This is a genomic window from Nonomuraea candida (assembly GCF_000725485.1).
In the GTDB taxonomy this organism is placed as follows: Bacteria; Actinomycetota; Actinomycetes; order Streptosporangiales; family Streptosporangiaceae; genus Nonomuraea; species Nonomuraea candida.
The window spans coordinates 21256-39690 of the sequence record NZ_JOAG01000024.1 but is presented as its reverse complement, the minus strand read 5'-3'; the positions used below and the strand labels follow the sequence as shown (position 1 = coordinate 39690).

The following is an 18435-nucleotide window of genomic DNA, read 5'->3' as shown; positions in this document are numbered from 1 at the left end:
TTCGTCGGTGACGTCGCAGGCCAGACCGTCGGCGTGGTGGTCAGGTCAGCGGGGGAGCCGGCCGGGCGGGCGGTGACGCGCCCGCGAGTGAGGACGAGGCACTCCTCGGCGCCGGGCAGGTGGGCGAACGCTACCGCTTGATCAGCGGCAGGATGAGCTGGTCCACGATGGCGACCAGGAAGTCGTCGGGGATCGGCGAGGAGTCGCCGAGGAAGCGTTGCACCAGCATGGCCGGGCCCAGGTCGGCCACGAGCGGGCTTATCGGCTCCGGACGGATCTCGCCCCGGCGGCCGCCGCGCTCCAGGATCACCCGGAACACATTCAGCCGCGGCTCGAAGACACGTTCCTGGACGAGGCGGACGAACGGCAGGTCGCGCTCGGTCTCCGCGAGCAGACTCTGCACGGCGCGGCCGACGCGGGAATTGAGCACCGCGGCCTTCTGCCGCAGCAGTTCGATGAGCTCGTCACGGACGTTGCCGCGATCGGGCAGGTCCTCGGGTGAGGGAAGGAGCCGATCGAGGGTGTCGACCACGAGTTCGGCCTTGCCCGGCCAGCGGCGGTAGAGCGCCGCCTTGCCCGTGTGGGCTGCGGCCGCCACGCCCTCCATGGTGAGTCCGGCATAGCCGACCGCCTCGAGCTGTTGGACCACCGCCTCGAATATCGCCTGTTCCAGAGCGGTGCCGCGCCGCCGGCCGGTGGGCGGCGCGTTGCCGGTCCGGTGAGCCTGAGGGGTCATGTCGGCCTTCCCGTCAGCCACAGTGAACGCTTGCGTTCCTAATTCGGGTGGCGTACTGTGCTCCACTTGTGAACGCAACCGTATCTTATCTGGGCCCCGTGGTCGCGTCTTGACCCCGTCCTCATCCGCTCTGACTGCTCCACCGGGCACGGCCCGTGCACCCCGTCACCCTGTCACGGCGCTGGTGGCCATCGCCGGGGCGCAGCTGATGGTCGTGCTCGACGCGACGATCGTCAACGTCGCCCTGCCGAGCCTCCAGCGCGACCTGGGCTTGTCCACCGGGAACCTGTCCTGGGTGATCAACGCCTACACCCTGGCCTTCGGCGGCCTGCTGCTGCTCGGCGGGCGGGTGGGCGACCTCGTCGGCCGTCGCCGCGTCCTCGTCATCGGCGTGGCGCTGTTCGCCGTCTCCTCGCTCGCGGGCGGGTTCGCGCAGTCCAGCGGCGTGCTTCTGCTCGCGCGGGCGGCGCAGGGGGTCAGCGCCGCTGTCATCGCCCCCGCCGTGCTCGCGCTCACGACCACCAACTTCACGGAGGGACGCGCGCGCAACCGCGCATTGGGCCTGCTGGGAGGCGTGTCGGGAGCCGGGGCGGCGGTCGGCCTGCTGGCCGGCGGCCTGTTCACCGAGTGGGCGTCGTGGCGATGGGTGTTCTTCGTGAACGTACCCGTCGGCTCATCGCAGTGGCGCTGGTGTGGCTGTCGGGGCTGTCGGCCGACAGCGGCTACGCCGCATCGCTGCTCGGTCCCCTGCTGCTGTACGGCGTCGGCACGGGCATCGTCTTCACGCCGCTGACCGTGATCGGCGTCTCGGCCGTCGAGGCGGGCTCGTCCGGCGCGGCGTCGGGCCTGCTCAACGCCATGCAACAGGTGGGCGGCGCCCTCGGGTTGTCGATCCTGGTCACCGTGTACGGGGCGGCCACCCGCGGCGGCGACGGCGCCCCTTCCGCCGTCTTGACCTCGGGGGTGTCCACGACCCTCCGCGTAGCCGCGATCTTCGCCGTGGGCGCGCTCGCCGCCGTCGTCTTCATGATCCGGTCTCCTGACCTCGGCCAGGAGACCACGACTGACAGGAGTTCGCAGTGACCACCTCCGCCGGCGCCGACGCCGAACCGACCTACGAGATCACGCCGTTCACCGTCGACGTGGCCCAAGCCGACCTGGACGACCTGCGCGGCCGCCTCACCGACACCCGGTGGCCCGACGAGCTGCCCGATGCCGGCTGGACCCACGGCGTGCCGCTCGGCTACCTCAGAGAACTGGCCGAGTACTGGCGCACCGCCTACGACTGGCGGGTCCACGAAGCACGGTTGAACAGCTTCCCGCAGTTCACCACGCGGATCGACGGGCAGAACATCCACTTTCTGCACGTGCGCTCCCCCGAGCCGGACGCGCTTCCGCTCATCCTGACCCACGGCTGGCCCGGCTCGATCGTGGAGTTCTTCGACGTCATCGGCCCTCTGACCGATCCACGTCGCCACGGCGGCGATCCGGCTCAGGCGTTCCATCTGGTGATCCCCTCGATCCCCGGATACGGCCTGTCCGGACCGACCCGCGAGGCGGGATGGAACGTGCGCCGTATCGCCGCGGCCTGGGCGGAACTGATGCGGCGGCTCCGGTACGCCCGCTATGGAGCGCAGGGCGGAGACTGGGGGTCTGCGATCTCCCGCGAGCTCGGCGTGATGGACGCCCAGCATGTCGTCGGCGTGCATCTGAACAACGTCATCGCGCTTCCCTCGGGAGATCCCGCCGAGCTCGCGGTGCTGACCGATGACGAGAAGTCAAGGCTCGCATCGCTCGACCACTACATGAACGAGCTGTCCGGTTACATGAGGATCCAGTCCACCCGGCCGCAGACGCTCGCCTACGCCCTGACCGACTCCCCCGTCGGTCAGCTGGCCTGGATCGTCGAGAAGTTCAAAGAATGGACCGACTCCGAAGGGTTTCCTGAGGACAGCGTGGACCGTGATCGCATGCTCACCAATGTGATGGTGTACTGGTTGACGGGCACCGCCGGTTCCTCGGCACGTCTCTACCGCGAGGCCGCCCTGTCCTTCGGCAAGCCGGAGCCGTCCACGGTCCCCACAGGCGTGGCAGTCTTCCCCCGCGACATCACCCGGCCCGTCCGGCGTTTCGTGGAACGCGACAACACCGTCGTGCACTGGCAGGAGTACGACCGCGGGGGGCACTTCGCCGCCATGGAGGTGCCGGACCTCCTGGTCAGCGACGTGCGAAGGTTCTTCGACCGGCTCCGGCGCCGGCCCGGAAGCTAGTGCCGCAGCGATCCGCGCGCCAAGCAAGCGCACGAGGCCGCTCCCATGGACGTCACGGGAACGGCCTCGTGGCCGGCCTGCCGGAACAGGCCTCAGGCGGAGACGTCGGTCAGGCGGCGCAGGGTGAACGGCTCGGCCAGGATCTCCTCCAGCACCGCGGCGACGTGGGTGAAGTGCGGCAGCGTGAAGTGGTGGTCCAGCGCCGCGGCATCCGCCCACTCCTCCACGATGACCATCCGCTCGGGGCGGGCCGGATCGGCGTACGGCTGGTAACCCAGGCATCCCTCCTCGGCCAGGGACGGCTCGATCATCGCGGTCAGCTCGTCCCGCAACCGCTGCTCCTGCCCGGGCTTGGCGATGAAACCGGCGACGATGGTGAGGGTGTTCGACATGACTGATCGCTCCTGCTCTGGTGTGCTGATCGGGTGCCCGCTCGGCGGACGATGTCCATCCTGGCCATCCCGCCGCCGGCCACCCAGAGCTCTGATCAACCCGGGCCGCCCGTGCCTGGGTCTGGCAGAACCAGGCACGCTATGACAAACCTCGCGATACTGGACGGCATGGACCGTGCCCAGCAGCTCACCGAGTTCCTCAAGGCCCGCCGCGCCCGTCTGCACCCCGACGACGTCGGCGCCGGAAGCTTCGGCGGCCGGCGCCGTGTGCCCGGACTGCGCCGGGAAGAGCTCGCGTTGCTGGCCGGAGTGAGCGTCGACTACTACACCCGTCTGGAACAGGGCCGCGCCCGCAACGTCTCCGGCGACGTCCTCGACGCCGTCGCCGACGCCCTGCGCCTGGACCACGACGAACGCGCCCACCTGCACAACCTCGCCCGTCCCGCCCCCGCCCGCAGACGGCGGGCCCGCCCTCAGCGCGTCGGCCCGGAGCTGCGCCAGGCCCTGGACGCCCTGACCGGCGCGCCCGCCTATGTCATCGGCCGCCGCCTGGACATCCTGGCCTGGAACGACCTGGCCGCGGCCCTCATCACCGACTTCGCCGCCCTGCCGGCGGGCGAGCGGAACATGGCCCGCCTGGTCTTCCTGGACGAGACCTCCAAAGACCTCTATCCCGATTGGCCGGCCAAGGCCCGCGACACCGTCGCCAACCTGCGCAAGGACGCCGGCCGTTACCCCGACGACCCCGAACTGGCCACCCTGATCGGCGACCTGTCCCTGCACAGCGCCGACTTCCGCCGCCTGTGGGCCGACCACAACGTCCACGGCAAGACCCGCGGACGTAAACGCTTCGCCCACCCGAGGCTCGGCGAACTCGCCCTCGACTACATCGCCATGACCGCGCCTGACGACCCCGACCTGACCCTGATGATCTACAGCGCCCCGCCGGGATCCGGAGCCGCCACCAACCTGCGGCTCCTGGCCAGCCTCGCCACGCCCGCCACCCCGCCTCCGGCCGGCCGGACGGAGCCGGCCGCCTGCTGACCGGCCGGCTCCCGCACCTGGGGTGAAACCCCCGATCAGCCGATCGGTGGCGCCAGGTATTCCAGCGCGTAACCGTCGCCGGAGGGGGTCACGCGCGCGATGCCGGGCGAGTCGAGGTGGGCGCCCGCCACGAAGTGGTGTGGCCGGGTCAGCCGTTCGAGGAGGGCCGCCCGCGCGGCGCGGGCCTGGGACTGGTCGCCGTCGAGCTCCCAGGACACGTCCGGCTGATCGAATTGGAGCGTGGGAACGTGCACGGTGTCGCCCCAGACGAGAAGGTGGCCGGTGCCGCTCCTGATGTCGTAGACGGTGTGACCGGGCGTGTGGCCCGGTGTCGGGATCGCGGTGGCCCAGTCGTTGATCGCGGCCTTCTCCGACACGGGCACGACCCGGTCGCGGATCGGCTCGAGCCGGCCGGTGAACACCGAGGCGTCGCCCGCGCCGATCCACACGCGCTCAAGCTTGGCGAACGCCTCAGAGCCGTCCGGCGCGATCAGGCCGCTCACGTGGTCTTCGTGCCTGTGGGTGATGGCCACATCGGTGACCTGCGCGCGGTCGATCCCCGCTTCGTCGAGCGCGTCGTAGATCAGTCCCATGGTGGGGTCGTGCCAGACGTCGGACGCGCCGGTGTCGATGAGAACCGAGCGCGTGCCGTCGGTGACGAAGAAGGCGTTGACCGACAGCCGCAGGTTGTCGCCGGCCAGCGGGACGGCGGCCGGCAGCTCGTCGAGCGGGCGCCCGTCCTCGTCGCGGAGCCGGGTGGGCGGCATGTCGATGTATCCGTCTCGCAGCGAGATCACCTGCAGCTCGCCGAATTCGAACCTGGCATGGTGCCGGCCACTTGAGATCAAACGCATGGAACCTCCGTCGTTCGGGAGCGCAAGTGCGTCTCCTATAGAAGACTCTATCTTCTATAGGAGAAACAGTACACTGTGCGCGGCGTGGCATTCATCGATCGAGGAGCACGGTGGTCGAGCAAGACGCAAACGGGGCCGGACGGCAGCACGGTGACGACCTGGCCGGCGCGTTCGGCGTCAACGTACGGCGGCGCCGCGAGGAGGCGGGCCTGACGCTGGAGCAGCTGTCCACGCAGTCCTCGGTCAGCCGGGCGATGCTGTCCAAGGTCGAACGCGGCGAGAAGAGCCCGACGATCGGCGTCGCGTCCAGGATCGCCCACGCGCTCGACGCGTCGCTCTCGGACCTGATCGGCGCGCCGGCCGCCGCCGCGTCCGGCGTGGCCATTGTCATGCGCAAGAACGACCGCCCCGTCTTCCGTGACCCGGAAACCGGCTTCGAGCGGCACATGGTGTCAGCGGCCCCGGGCGCGGGAGGAGCCGAGATGATCGTCCACTACCTCCCCGCGCAGGTCTCCACCGGGCTGCTGCCCGCCTATCCGCCGGGCACGGAGAAACAGCTCCTGGTGCTCGCGGGCACCCTCACCGTCGCGATCGGCGGGATCAGCGAGACCCTGAACACCGGCGACTCCCTGTTCTTCCAGGCCGACGCCGACCACGGCTTCGCCAACCGCACGAACGCCCCCTGCGAATACATCATGGTCATCTCGCGCAGAACCTGACGGCCGGCCGCCCTGCGGCTTCGGCCGGCTGGACGTCGGCAGCGCGGGCGTGTGCCTCTGGCCCCGGCGGCCTGGCTCACCACCGGGAAGACCTGACAAGCCGGGAAATTTCCTGGCCGCGGTGCCATAGTGAGATGAGGATCAGGCGCTGATCCACGGGGGCGGCACGTCGAGACGTAGCTGATAGGCGGACCCATGGACACGCCACCGCACCGCCTCGGACGCGAACGGGTCGTCGAGGTCTTCTCCGGTCATGACGACCTCGTCGGCGCGACCGGCTCGGGATACGCGATCGGCGCCGGCCTGGTGCTGACCGCGGGGCGGGTGGTGCGGGCGGGCGCGCCCTGCCACGTACGCCCTGCCTGGTCGGCGCGGTGGCTGGCGGCCGAGCCGGTGTGGCGCGGGCACGGCGGCGCGGACGCGGTGCTGCTGCGCACCGCCGAACCGGCCTGGGCCGACCTGCCCGAAGCCGAGCACACCCGCTGGGCCAGGGTCGCTCCCGGTGGCGGCTACCGGCTGCGTTGTGTGGCCGGCGGGTTCCCGTGGGCGGGGCGGCGGGGCGGGTTCCGCGCCGTGGAGCGGCTGACCGGCCTGGTTGACGTTCCCACGGGCGCGCCGGCCGGGTCTCTGACGGTCGGCGTGCTGAGCCCCGAACCCGGCTCGATGCCCGCCGCGCTCTGGGACGGCCTGCCGGGCGCGGCCCTGCTCGCCGAACCCGCCGGCCAGCTCGTCGGCGTGGCGGTCACCACCGCCGCCGGGTACGCGGCGCGCCGCCTGGACGCCGCCGCGCGGTCGGCCGCCGAGGCCGTACGGAATCTGCGCACGCTCGTCACCCTCGACCCCGGCGGCCGCGGGAACCTCGACCTACTTCGCAAGCGGGTTCTCCTGCCATAGCTCACTGACCGTGACCACATCACGATCTTTGTGCCAGAGCCACTTTTGCACGGCCACGGACAGGCTCATGGTCCCGCAGCCACGATATGGATCCGTACCGTAGCAGGCAGCAGAGCTAAGGATACGAACCGGTTCGTATTGACAGCTCATGCAGGGCGACGTTACGGTCAGCCTCCAGGGGAGCCGGTCCGGTTCGTATCTCTTGTGACCGGGCCGACCGCCTCACATTTCTTCGACAACCTTGGAGATGACCATGAAGCACCAGCGCGTCAACGCCAACGGGATTGACTTCGCTTACGTAGAAGAGGGGGAGGGACCGCTGGCCTTGCTGCTCCACGGCTTCCCCGAGTCCGGGGACACGACCTACCGACACCTGATCCCGGCTCTCGCCGAGGCCGGCTATCGAGCGGTTGCCCCGAACATGCGGGGGTTCGCCCCGTCCTCGCTTCCTGCGGACGGCAGCATGCGGCTCAGAGATCTCGCCGCCGATGCCAACGCTTTGCACGAAGCGCTGAACGGCGGGGGCGATGCGATCCTCGTGGGCCATGACTGGGGCGGAGGTACCGCCTGGGCCGCATCCGTCGCAGCACCGGAGCGGTGGTCACGGGTGGTGGTCAGCGATGTTCCGCCTCTGCAGTTCTTCGGCGAGTACTCCAGCACCTACCAGGGCATCGAGAATCTGAACCACTTCTGGTTCTTCCAGATGGACATGGCAGACGAGGTCCTGGCCGCCAACGACATGGCGTATCTGCGGGAGATCCTGCAGGAGAAGTGGACCGGGCCGGGATACGACGCCACCGAGGAGTTCGAAGGGACGCGCAAGGCCCTGGGCGAGCCTGCCAGGCTGCATGCGGCCCTCGATCTCTACCGGACGAACTTCGGCGCCAAGCAGATGGGGACGCCGGAGTGGGCGGCGGAACACGGTGCTCTTTGGGGGGCTCTGCCGACTCAGCCGACGTTGTACCTCCATGGCACGGAGGACAGAAGCGTTGTCATGGATGAGGCGTCTCTCGCGGCGATTCGCGCCGCCCTCCCCGACGGCTCCGAAGCCGCCTTCGTCGAAGGAGCCGGGCACATCGTCCCGGCGGAGAAGCCTGAGCAGTACAACGAGCTCGTTCTCCGCTTCCTCAAGAAGGCGATCTGACGGAGCTGCGGCTTCGGCGCGCCTGACCGGTGGTGGCTGGAAGGGACTGCCGTGGACGTGCTCGCCGAGGACATGCGGGGCAGCGACCTGTGGCGGAGGTCGGGACGGGGGCTTTCCCGACTACCAGTCCACACCGCCCGGTGCCGCTGACCCGCGACCCGTTACCGGCACTGCTACGTCGTCAACCCGCCGCCTGCGACGCGGGCCGCCGCAACACCACGGCGGCCCGCCGTTGGTGAACATCCTGGCGATCGGCTAGGTGCTACTAGATGTACTCAGCCCGTGAAACCTCGACGAAGGCGGCCGGACCCACATCCAGCGGATTCGGCCGCCTGCATAAATGCCTACAGACGCAGCGTCTCGTGTCCCGCTCACGTGCCGCCGAGCGAGCCGAGAGTACCGATGCCCGGATCGCGTTCAGCTTGCGGATCTCCGCCACCATCGAGTCCAGGCTCACGTTGCCTGGCATCGCCTTGATCAAGGACAGGACCGACCCCTCATCCTCGTCCAGATCCTCATCGCTCTCCTCGGTCTCCACTGCGGTGTCGTCGGCAGTCACCAGGGCAAGTAGCCGGGCCACCGTCATCGCATCCAGCCGCGCCGCGATCCGGTGAAACCAGATCTGCTCCGCGTTGTGCAGTGCCGACCGTACGATTCGGGTGATCCGCCCCGGAGAGGGCGGCTCGATCCGTTCGGCCCGGCACTGCTTGAGCAACTCCTCGCGGACCCGGTCGGGCTGCCGTTCAGCGTGCGCGACGTTCACGACCAGCCAATCGGTCAGCTTGTCGGCGTCGGCGACGAAGCGCTCCCGGAAGCCGAGATGGTCGCGGATCTCACCGCGATGACGCTCGATCGTACGACCTGACCAGTCGCACAGGCCCAGACTGCTGACCGACGTCTTGGTCTGCGTCGCGACGTAGTCGACCACCTCGTCAGGAAACTCCGCCCGCCCCCGCGGGAAGCGCCGGTGCAGAGTGAAGTACTAAGGTCCGGCCAGGGATCTTCGAGGTTTGGCCGCCTATGACACGTCGGTCAACGGCACCCCTTCATGGCGATCTCGCGGGCCCAGCGGTAGTCGGCCTTGCCGGCCGGGGAGCGCAGCATCTCCTCGACGAACGCGTACGTGCGCGGCACCTTGTACCCCGACAGCAGCGTCCTGCAGTGCGCGTCCAGCTCCTCGGAGGTGACCTCGACGCCCGGCCGGGGCTCGATCACGGCGGCCACCCTGCTCCCCCACCGCTCGTCCGGCACCCCGGTCACCACCGCGTCGAACACCCCGGGATGCCCCTTGAGCACGGCCTCGACCTCCTCGGGGAAGACCTTCTCCCCGCCGGTGTTGATGCACTGCGAGCCGCGGCCGAGCACGTTCACGGTGCCGTCGGGCTCCACGGTGGCCAGGTCGCCGGTCAGCAGCCACCGGGTGCCGTCCTCGTCGGTGACGAACGTGGCGGCGGTCTTGCCGGGGTCGTTGTAGTAGCCGAAGGCCACCCGTCCCGACCTGGCGACCGTGCCGAGCTGGCCGGAGCCGGGCTCGACGGGCCGGTTCTTCTCGTCGAGCACGGCCAGCTTGACCACGGAGTTCGGCTGGTAGCGCAGGCCCTTCTCGGGTGAGGAGCCGGCCACGCCGGAGGCGGTGTAGCCGGACTCGGTGGAGCCGAAGCTGTCGACGATCATGACGTTCGGCAGCAGCTCCTGGAGGCGGTCGCGGACCGCGCCGGACAGGATGGCCCCGGTCGAGCTGATCACGAAGAGCGAGGACAGGTCGTAGTCGCCGTTCGCCAGCGCCTCGGCCATGGGCCTGGCCATGGCGTCGCCGGTGATGCTGATCGTGTTCGCGCGCTCGCGCTCGACCGCCCGCCACAGCTCGCCGGCCTCGAACTTGCGGGTGAAGACGATGGTCGAGCCCATCCACCAGGTGAGGAACATGGCCATCTGCGCGGCCCCGTGCATGAGCGGCGAGGCGGCCGCCATCACCATGGGGGTGGCCTTGACGGCCTCGTCGATGACCTCCTGCGGGGTGGCGCGCGGCGCGCCGTAGGGGTTGCCGCCGCCGAAGCCCATGAACAGGTCCTCGACGTGCCACATCGCGCCCTTGGGCATGCCGGTGGTGCCGCCGGTGTAGATGATGTAGACGTCCTGCCCCGAGCGCTCCGGGAAGCCCCGCTCCGGGCTGCCGCGCTCCAGCGCGCTCGCGTACGGCACCGCCGAGGCGATCCCCGGCGGCCCGCCCGCGGCCACGAGGTGTTCGAGCAGCGGCGCCTCCTCGAAGACGGCGGCCACCCTCGGCTCGAACTCCACGTCGTAGACGAGCGCCCGGATGTCGGAGTCGCGGTAGAGGTAGAGCAGCTCGGACTCGACGTAGCGGTAGTTCACGTTGATCGGCACGGCCCGGATCTTGAGGGCGGCGAGCATGCCGGCGACGTACTCGACGCTGTTGTAGAGGTGCAGGCCGACGTGGTGGCCGGGCCGGATCCCGAGGCCGAGCAGGTAGTGGGCGAGCCGGTTCGCCTCCGCGTCCAGCTCGGCGTAGGTGCGGCGCTCCTGGCCGCAGACGACGGCCGTGCGTTCCCCGATCGTGTCCGCGAGCCCTTCGAACAGGTCAGCGTGGTTGAACTCCATCAGAGTCTCTCTCGTCCGACGATCCACATGGCGAAGAACTGCGCTCCTCCGCCGTAGGCGTGGCCGAGCGCCGTGCGGGCGCCCTCCACCTGGTGTTCGCCGGCCATCCCGCGCACCTGCAGCGCGGCCTCGGCGAACCTGATCAGCCCCGACGCCCCGATCGGGTTGCTCGACAGCACGCCGCCGGAGGCGTTCCACGGGATGTCGCCGTCGAGTGCCGTGGCGCCCGACTCCGTGAGCTTCCAGCCCTCGCCTTCCGCCGCGAACCCCAGGTTCTCCAGCCACATCGGCTCGTACCAGGAGAACGGCACGTACACCTCGGCCACGTCGATCTGGCGGCGCGGGTCGGTGATGCCGGCCTGGCGGTAGACGTCGGCCGCGCAGTCCTTGCCCGCCTGCGGGCTGACGGTGTCGCGGCCCGCGCGGAAGATCGGCTCGGAGCGCATGGCCGTGCCGTGCACCCAGGCCGGGGTGCCGGTGACGGCCGACTCCGAGGCCAGCACCATCGCGCAGGCGCCGTCGCTGGACGGGCAGGTCTCCAGGTAGCGGATCGGCTCCCAGAGCATGGGGGTGGACTCGACCATCTTCTGGTCGATGCCGGGGATCTTGAGGTGCGCGTACGGGTTCTTGAGCGCGTTCAGCCGGTCCTTGACCGCCACCAGCGTGCCGATGTGGCCGGGCGCGCCGGACTTGCGCATGTACTCCCTGATGTGCGGGGCGAAGTAGCCGCCCGCGCCGACCACCAGCGACGCGTTGAACGGCAGGTGCGTGGAGAGCGCCCAGGTGGCGTTGGACTCCGACTGCTTCTCGAAGGCGACCACGAGCACCCGCTCGTGCACGCCTCCCTGGATCAGCGAGGCCCCGACGAGCGCGGTGGAGCCGCCGACGCTGCCGGCCGTGTGCACGCGCATCATCGGCTTGCCCGCCGCGCCGAGCGCGTCCGCCAGGTACGCCTCCGGCATCATCACGCCCTCGAACAGGTCGGGCGCCTTGCCGATCACGACGGCGTCGATGTCCTTGAACGACAGCCCGGCGTCCGCCAGCGCGCGCAGCGCCGCCTCGCGGACCAGCCCGGCGATGGAGACGTCCCCGCGCTTGGTGGTGTAGTGCGTCTGGCCGACGCCGATGACGGCGCACCGGTTGCCCATGCTCATGCCTCCAGGACGGTCACGAGGTTCTGCTGCAGGCAGGGGCCGCTCGCGGCGTGCGCGACCGCGCGGCGGGCCGTGCCGTCGTGGACGCGCCGGGCGGCCTCGCCGATGCGGATCAGGCCGGTGGCCATGACGGGGTTGGCGGCCAGCGGCCCGCCGGACGGGTTGATCACGGTGTCGCCGCCCAGCTCCAGGGCCCGGCGCAGGATGATCTCCTCGTGCGGGAACTGGGCGTGCAGCTCAGCCACCTCGACGGGCCCCTTGCCGACCCCGGCGGCGCGGGCGGCGTCGGCCGCGGAGGCCGATCGGGCCAGGTCGCGCATGCCCAGGTAGTGCGGCTCCGTGCGGTGCGCGATGCCCCTGATCCAGGCCGGGTTCGGATGCAGCCGGCCGGCCAGGTCGCCGGTGGCCAGCACGATCGCCGCCGCGCCGTCCGTGATGGGCGGCACGTCCGCCTTCCGCAGCGGCCGCACGGCCAAGTCGTCCCCCTCGGGGTCCGGCAGGTCGAACGCGTACGGGTTGCCGCGGCCGTCCGCCCGGCTGCGGCGGACGATCTCGTCGAGCTCCTTGCGCTCCGCGCCGAGGGCGGCGGCCTGGAGCGCGGCGTAGGAGAGCTGGTCGAGGCCGAGCGGAGCCAGATAGTACGGGTCGAGCTGGAGCGTCATGATCGTGCGCAGGTCGCCGAGCGACGACTTGCCGAAGCCGTAGACGAGGGCCGAGTCGATGTCGCCGTGCTGGAGGCGGACCCACGCCTCGTACAGGGCCCAGGCGCCGTCCATCTCGACGTGGCTCTCGGAGATCGGCGGCCAGGCGGCCAGCGCGTCGAGCGCCGAGACGAACGAGAACGGCGCGCCCGCGAGGTAGTCGCAGCTTCCCGAGCAGGTGAAGCCGAACCGCTTCAGCCCGGTGCGCTCCTTGACCTCGTTGATGACGGGCTGGATCAGCTCGTGCTCGCTCAGCCCCGTGTCGTGATCGGTGTGCCGCGTCTGGGCGAACGCGACGATCGCCACATCCCTCATGACAGCTCCACATCCGGCTCGCCGGTCGGGGCGAACCAGCGGATGTTCGCCATGGACGCGGTGCGCTCGCTCTCGGGGACCCAGACCGCCCTGACCCGCATGCCCTGGCGCACCTCGTGGGCGGGGACGCCGCCGATCAGCGCGATCATGGGGATGTCGGCGCCGTCGAGCAGGATGTACGCCGACACGAAGGGCACCTCGGGGGCCCGGGGGTCGGGCAGGTTGTTGATGGCGAACGTGGTGATCGTCCCCGTGTCGGAGATCTCACGCGTTTCCTGGATGGCGCCTCCGCACTCCGGACAGGACCGGCGCAGCGGGACGTACACCTTCTCGCACTGGTCGCAGCGGCTGCCGAGGAAGACGCCGCGCGCGATCCCCTCCAGGAAGACGCGGAGCGCGCCGCCCGCCTGGAGGCGGTACTCGACGCGGACGCCGGAGGTGATCCGCGTGACCTCGGGCACGAAGTGCGCGAGGTCGGTGATGTGGCCGGTGGGGCGGTCGCTCCAGACCGGCCAGACCCGCGCGCCCGGCGCCAGCGCCTTGGGGTTGCCCGCGTCCACGGCGTGCACCAGCGCGGTGTCCGCGCCGTCGAGCTCGATCAGGGCCCAGGCGAAGGGGCGGTCGAGGGGGTGGCCGTCGAGCGGCTCGTCCACCCAGGCCGACGCGGTGACCGTGCCGGCCGGGCCGACCTCGACGTACTCGCCGGTGACGGGCTCGCCGGTCGCGGGGTCGTACTCCAGGGGCGGGACGAGCACCCGGCCCTCGGCCGTGCGCACCCCGACGATGCGGCGCGCGCGCAGCTCGCTCAGGAACCGGCCGATCACCGGCCCCGTCGTACGCGTGTAACCGCCGGGGAACTCCAGGACGTGCTGAGCGACCAGCGGATCAGATGGCACGGTCGTGTCCCTCCCAGTACGGGGCGCGGAGTTTGCGTTTGAGCAGCTTGCCGTTGGGCTCGCGGGGCATCTCGGCGATGAAGTCGATGCTCTTGGGCCACTTCATGCGGGCCAGCCGGCCCTCCAGCGAGGCCAGCAGCTCCCCGGCCAGCTCCGGCCCCGGCGTGACGCCCGGCGCGGGCTCGACCACGGCCTTGATCTGCTCGCCCCACTCCTCGTCCGGGATGCCGAACACGGCCACGTCGGCCACCTTCGGGTGGACCATGAGCTCGTTCTCGATCTCGGCCGGGTAGATGTTCGTCCCGCCCGAGATGATCATGTCGGCCTTGCGGTCGCAGAGGTAGAGGAAGCCGTCCTCGTCCAGGTATCCGATGTCGCCGACCGTGAAGTGGTCCTTGAGGCGGTTCGCGGCGGTCTTGGCGGGGTCGCCCTTGTACTCGAACTGGACGCCCATCATCTTCATGTAGATCGTCCCGGGCGTTCCGGTGGGCACGGGCTCGCCCTGCTCGTCGGTGATGAGCAGCTCGCTGATGGGCCAGGCCTTGCCGACCGTGCCCGGGTGCGCCTTCCAGTCCTCGGGCGTGGCCAGGGTGCCGCCGCCCTCGGTGGCCGCGTAGTACTCGTACACGCAGTCGCCCCACCAGTCGAGCATCGCCCATTTGACCGGGACGGGACAGGGGGCGGCCGCGTGGATCATCCAGCGCAGCGAGGACAAGTCGTACTTTTTCCTGGTCTGTTCCGGCAGCGCGAGCAGCCGCTTGAAGTGGGTCGGGACCATGTGGGAGTTGGTGACGCGGTGGCGCTCGCAGAGCGCGAGCATCTCCTCGGCGTCCCACTTGTCCATGTAGACGAGCGTGTGCCCCATGTGCAGGGCCGTGCCGCCGAACTGGGTCACGGCCGTGTGGTAGCTCGGGGAGGTGACCAGGTGGGCGTTCGGGCGGCCGGGGGTGATCCCGAACAACGTGAGCAGGAACGTCATGAGCTCGGCCGAGTCGTCCGGGTCCAGGCCGCTCAGCGGGCGTCTGACGCCTTTGGGCTTGCCGGTGGTGCCCGAGGTGTAGTGCATGGTGGCGCCGGCGGTGCGGTCCGGGGGCGCGGTGTCCGGCTGCCCGTCGGTCAGCTCGCCCGCCGCCCTGAACCCCTCCGCGCCGCCGGGGGCGCCCTCCCCCAGCAGGAAGCGGCGCTCCGGCGCGATGGCCTCGGCCGCGCGGGTGCCCTCGCGCAGGAAGCGCGGGTGCACGAAGAACGCCTTGGCCTCGCTGTCGGAGACGATGTACGCGATCTCGGGCCCCGTCAGGTGCCAGTTGATCGGCGTGTAGTACCAGCCGGCCTGCAACGCCGCCAGATACAGCACGAGCCCGTCGGCGCCGTTCGGCGCCAGCCCGCAGACGCCGTCGCCGGGCCGCAGGCCGAGCTCGCGCAGGCCGTGCACGAGGCGGTTGGACCGGGCCAGCAGGTCGCCCGCGCGGTGCTGCGCGCCGTCGGGGTCCACGGCGGCGATCCACTCGGGGTCCGCCTGCGCCAGCCTCCAGAAACCGAGCGTGCCCATCTGATCTCCTGAGGTCAGGGCCAGCAAAACAGGAACCTGTTCTCGTTTCTTTGCACGGAGCGTATCCTGGGCGCATTCCTGTAGCAAGCGCTTGATTCAGCCACTCCGGAGGCGTCCGTGGAGCTCCTGCCGATCAGCACCCCCCACTGCCGGATCGAACGCGACGGCCACGTCCTGATCGTCACCATGAACCGGCCGGAGGCCCGCAACGCGCTCTCCTCGGACATGCTGATCGGCCTGGCCTCGGCGTGGGCGTACGCGTCGGAGGAGCCCGGCGTCCGGGTCGCGATCCTGACCGGCGCGCAGGGCACGTTCTGCGCCGGCGCCGACCTCAAGGCCATGGGCCGGCCGTCGGAGGACCCGGCGGTGCAGGCCAGGGCCGCCCAGATCCCCAACTTCCACTGGAAGGGCCTGCTGCGCGAGGACCTGCCGACCAAACCCATCATCTGCGCCGTGGAGGGCCACGCGGTGGCCGGCGGCACGGAGCTGCTGGTGGGCACGGACCTGCGGGTGGTGGCGGAGTCGGCCACGCTGGGCCTGTTCGAGGCCAAGCGCGCGCTGTTCCCGATGGGCGGCAGCGCCGTCCGCCTGCCCCGGCAGATCCCGTACTGCCACGCCATGGACCTCCTGCTCACCGGCCGCGCCGTCACGGCGGCGGAGGCCCTGTCGATGGGCCTGGTCAACCGCGTCGTCCCGGACGGCCGGGCCCTGGCGGTCGCCCGCGAGCTGGCCGACGACGTGGCCGCCTCGGGCCCGCTGGCGGTGCGGGCCATCCTCCGGACGTACCGCGACACGCTGGGCATGCCGGAGGCGGAGGCGCTGAAGGTGTCGGACGAGCTGGGCTGGCCGGTGATCGGCTCGGAGGACGCCAAGGAAGGCACCCGCGCCTTCCGCGAAAAGCGCCCCCCGACCTACCAGGGCCACTGACGGCCGCCGCCCCGAAGCGGAGCGGAAGCACAGGAGCGGGGGCGGCGGCTGCCGGAGCGGTCGCCGCCCGGGCGGGGGGCGGGTCAGTCGGCGGTGAGGCGTTCCAGGCGTTCCAGGGCCTCGCCGTACTCGGCCACCAGGTCGAACACGACGTCCTTGGCCGGGCGTACCTGGTTCATCACGCCGATGATCTGGCCGGCCGGGAACGTGGCCAGTTCGGCGGCGTCCGAGCGGCCGATGCGGCGCAGGGCGTCCGAGACCAGCATGAACTGCAGCGGCATCGGCAGCGTCCCCGGCGACTCCTCCGACTCCCACGCCTGGGTCCACTCGTTCTTGAGCAGGCGGGCGGGCTTGCCGGTCCAGCTACGGGAGCGGACCGTGTCGCGGGAGGTGGCCGCCAGGATGCGGCGCTTGGCCATCTCCGGGGTGTCGGCCTCCTCGACCGTGAGCCAGATCGAGCCGGTCCAGACGCCCTCGGCGCCCAGGGCCAGGCCGGCGGCCATCTGGCGGCCGTTGCCGATGCCGCCGGCGGCCAGGACCGGCACGTCCACGGCGTCCACGACCTGCGGGATGAGGACCATGGTGGAGATCTCGCCGGTGTGGCCGCCGGCCTCCGTGCCCTGGGCGACGACCACGTCCACGCCCACTTCGACCTGTTTGAGGGCGTGGCGCGGGGTCGAGGCGAGGGCGGCGACCTTGACGCCGTGCTGGTGGGCGAGGTCGACCACGTCGGCCGGGGGCGGGCCGAGGGCGTTGGCCAGGAGCGCGATGGGGTGGCGCAGAGCCACCTCGACCTGGGGGCGGGCGGTGGCGTCCGTCCAGCCGAGCAGGACGCGGCCCGCCTCCGTGTCGGACGACAGGGGCGGCACGCCGTGTTTGGCCAGGAGGTTCTCCACGAAGGCGCGGTGCCCCTCGGGGATCATGGTCTGCAGGCGGCCGAGCAGTTCCTCGGGGGCGAAGTCGGCGCCCTCGTACGAGGCCGGCATGACGACGTCCACCCCGTACGGCTTGCCGTCCACGTGGTCGTCGATCCATTTGAGCTCCGTCTCGAGCTCTTCCGGCGTGAAGTAGAGCGCTCCGAGCACTCCCATGCCGCCCGCCCGGCTGACGGCGGCCACCACGTCCCTGCAGTGGCTGAACGCGAAGATCGGGAGCTCGATTCCGAACATGTCCGTGACGCGTGTCCGCATGGCGTCACCATACGTCCGCGAGCAGCCAACTGCAACGAGTTCTAATTTGTCCTCTCGGCGCCCCGCCGAGGGCTACTCGGTGCGGTGCCGGCGGCCCAGGACCACCGCCAGCACCAGCACCAGCACGCCGGCCACGAGCAGCACGACGGGGATCGTGACCCTCAGCAACGTGATCTGGTTCTTGGCGTCGGTGGCGTTGCGCACCATCTGGTCGACGGTCTTCTGGGTGAAGCTCGCGTTGAGCACCAGCGCCTTGGTGCGCTCGACGCCGTCCTGGGTCTTCAGCGTCTCGACGCGGTTGCTCTCCTGCTTGACGGGGGCGCCGCTGGTGGGCTCGATCCAGTGCGTCTCGACGCCCTCGTACCAGCGGTCGAGCTGGACGTCGCCCTGCTCGGTGAGGCCGAAGAGCGAGCCGGGGGCGGTCACCGTGGCGACCTTCGTCGGCGGCACCTTCATCTGGTACTTGTGGACCCGCAGCCCGCCGACGGTCTCCTCGCCCACGAAGACCGAGTCGAAGGCCTGCCGGGCCGTCTGGTTGAAGAACTGGTAGGTCTTCTTCTCCGCGCCGAACGGATAGAGGTAGATCTGGCCCTTCAGCTGCACCGGCTCTTTGTTGACGCTCACGTTGCAGCAGTTGAGGCCCACCCCGGTGTGGCGGTCGAAGGCGCTGCGCCGCTCGGACATGCTGATCTGCCGCTTGTTGTTGGTGACGTCGTCGACCACGGTGAACTCGTCCCAGACCACGCGCGACTCGGTGGCCTGCTGCACGTCGCCGCGGGTGGTGACCAGCATCTTCAGGTCGGCGGTGAGCACCTTGCCGTCGGCGATGGAGAAGTACTGGGCGCCGGGGGCGGCGAGCTCCAGCACGCTGTACTGGTTCGCCGGCGCGGAGATGATCCTGTCCGCGATCCAGAACCGGGCCAGGCCCGCGAGCACGAGCAGGAACGTGCCGACGGCGACAAGAGCGAGAACGGGTGTGCGTCGCATTCGGAATCCTCACGGGAGTCGAGGGGAACGAGAACGTGTTACAT

General features: G+C 70.5%; 19 protein-coding genes. 8 read left to right on the top strand and 11 right to left on the bottom strand.

Annotated elements, in window-relative coordinates; genetic code table 11:
- Window positions 1-130: 130 nt before the first annotated feature.
- Entirely contained in the window at window positions 131-736 is a 606-nt protein-coding gene (locus tag IO39_RS23295) for a TetR-like C-terminal domain-containing protein (protein WP_043627071.1), read from the bottom strand.
- A 184-nt stretch (window positions 737-920) separates the two neighbouring features.
- Between IO39_RS23295 and IO39_RS56840 the strand changes: the two genes are divergently transcribed.
- From IO39_RS56840 to IO39_RS23280, 3 genes are read left to right on the top strand one after another with little or no spacing between them, the layout of a single operon-like run.
- Window positions 921-1529, top strand: coding sequence for an MFS transporter (locus IO39_RS56840; RefSeq protein ID WP_043627068.1), 609 nt, complete (start codon window positions 921-923; stop codon window positions 1527-1529).
- Complete coding sequence (locus IO39_RS56835; RefSeq protein WP_211267129.1) at window positions 1418-1819, top strand: MFS transporter; 402 nt, start codon at window positions 1418-1420, stop codon at window positions 1817-1819. The genes IO39_RS56840 and IO39_RS56835 overlap by 112 nt, the downstream gene beginning before the upstream one ends.
- Window positions 1816-3006: an epoxide hydrolase family protein gene (locus IO39_RS23280; protein ID WP_052423269.1), complete on the top strand. Its 1191-nt coding sequence runs from the start codon at window positions 1816-1818 to the stop codon at window positions 3004-3006. Before IO39_RS56835 ends, IO39_RS23280 begins: the two co-directional genes overlap by 4 nt.
- Before the next feature lie 92 nt (window positions 3007-3098).
- Here IO39_RS23280 and IO39_RS23275 read toward each other — a convergent pair whose 3' ends face one another.
- Window positions 3099-3398 (bottom strand): putative quinol monooxygenase, encoded by a 300-nt coding sequence (locus IO39_RS23275; protein ID WP_043627063.1) that lies wholly within the window; start codon window positions 3396-3398, stop codon window positions 3099-3101.
- A 168-nt stretch (window positions 3399-3566) separates the two neighbouring features.
- On the opposite strand from IO39_RS23275, the gene IO39_RS23270 reads away from it, so the two are divergent.
- Window positions 3567-4442, top strand: a complete 876-nt coding sequence (locus IO39_RS23270) for a helix-turn-helix domain-containing protein (RefSeq protein ID WP_043627060.1) — start codon at window positions 3567-3569, stop codon at window positions 4440-4442.
- A gap of 35 nt (window positions 4443-4477) precedes the next feature.
- On the opposite strand, the gene IO39_RS23265 is transcribed toward IO39_RS23270, so the two are convergent.
- Complete coding sequence (locus IO39_RS23265) at window positions 4478-5296, bottom strand: MBL fold metallo-hydrolase (protein WP_043627058.1); 819 nt, start codon at window positions 5294-5296, stop codon at window positions 4478-4480.
- A gap of 110 nt (window positions 5297-5406) precedes the next feature.
- On the opposite strand from IO39_RS23265, the gene IO39_RS23260 reads away from it, so the two are divergent.
- From IO39_RS23260 to IO39_RS23250, 3 genes are all read left to right on the top strand, one after another.
- Complete coding sequence (locus IO39_RS23260) at window positions 5407-6015, top strand: helix-turn-helix domain-containing protein (protein WP_084773338.1); 609 nt, start codon at window positions 5407-5409, stop codon at window positions 6013-6015.
- Between the two features lie 195 nt (window positions 6016-6210).
- Window positions 6211-6909, top strand: coding sequence for a hypothetical protein (locus IO39_RS23255; protein ID WP_043627056.1), 699 nt, complete (start codon window positions 6211-6213; stop codon window positions 6907-6909).
- A 253-nt stretch (window positions 6910-7162) separates the two neighbouring features.
- On the top strand, window positions 7163-8053 hold the full coding sequence (locus tag IO39_RS23250; protein WP_084773365.1) for an alpha/beta fold hydrolase: 891 nt from the start codon (window positions 7163-7165) through the stop codon (window positions 8051-8053).
- 265 nt (window positions 8054-8318) lie between these two features.
- On the opposite strand, the gene IO39_RS23245 is transcribed toward IO39_RS23250, so the two are convergent.
- The 6 genes from IO39_RS23245 to IO39_RS23220 are packed head-to-tail and all read right to left on the bottom strand — an operon-like array spanning window position 8319 to window position 15287.
- A complete protein-coding gene (locus tag IO39_RS23245; RefSeq protein WP_084773336.1) occupies window positions 8319-9026 on the bottom strand; it encodes a DUF4158 domain-containing protein in 708 nt (235 codons plus the stop codon).
- Window positions 9027-9085: 59 nt separating this feature from the next.
- Window positions 9086-10672 (bottom strand): acyl-CoA synthetase, encoded by a 1587-nt coding sequence (locus tag IO39_RS23240; protein ID WP_043627053.1) that lies wholly within the window; start codon window positions 10670-10672, stop codon window positions 9086-9088.
- Window positions 10672-11820 carry a thiolase family protein gene (locus IO39_RS23235; protein WP_043627051.1) on the bottom strand — a complete coding sequence of 383 codons (1149 nt, stop codon included), beginning with the start codon at window positions 11818-11820 and terminating at the stop codon, window positions 10672-10674. Before IO39_RS23235 ends, IO39_RS23240 begins: the two co-directional genes overlap by 1 nt.
- Window positions 11821-11822: 2 nt before the next feature.
- Entirely contained in the window at window positions 11823-12842 is a 1020-nt protein-coding gene (locus IO39_RS23230; RefSeq protein ID WP_043627049.1) for a thiolase family protein, read from the bottom strand.
- Entirely contained in the window at window positions 12839-13738 is a 900-nt protein-coding gene (locus tag IO39_RS23225; protein ID WP_043627046.1) for a Zn-ribbon domain-containing OB-fold protein, read from the bottom strand. Before IO39_RS23225 ends, IO39_RS23230 begins: the two co-directional genes overlap by 4 nt.
- Window positions 13728-15287, bottom strand: a complete 1560-nt coding sequence (locus IO39_RS23220) for an acyl-CoA synthetase (RefSeq protein ID WP_043627044.1) — start codon at window positions 15285-15287, stop codon at window positions 13728-13730. The genes IO39_RS23225 and IO39_RS23220 overlap by 11 nt, the downstream gene beginning before the upstream one ends.
- Window positions 15288-15404: 117 nt before the next feature.
- Between IO39_RS23220 and IO39_RS23215 the strand changes: the two genes are divergently transcribed.
- Window positions 15405-16214 carry a crotonase/enoyl-CoA hydratase family protein gene (locus IO39_RS23215; RefSeq protein WP_043627041.1) on the top strand — a complete coding sequence of 270 codons (810 nt, stop codon included), beginning with the start codon at window positions 15405-15407 and terminating at the stop codon, window positions 16212-16214.
- An 83-nt stretch (window positions 16215-16297) separates the two neighbouring features.
- Here the strand turns inward: IO39_RS23215 and IO39_RS23210 are convergent, their stop codons facing one another.
- Entirely contained in the window at window positions 16298-17404 is a 1107-nt protein-coding gene (locus IO39_RS23210; RefSeq protein WP_043627037.1) for an NAD(P)H-dependent flavin oxidoreductase, read from the bottom strand.
- Window positions 17405-17476: 72 nt separating this feature from the next.
- Window positions 17477-18391, bottom strand: coding sequence for a cell envelope lipid trafficking protein PgfA (gene pgfA, locus IO39_RS23205; RefSeq protein WP_043627033.1), 915 nt, complete (start codon window positions 18389-18391; stop codon window positions 17477-17479).
- Window positions 18392-18435 lie beyond the last annotated feature (44 nt).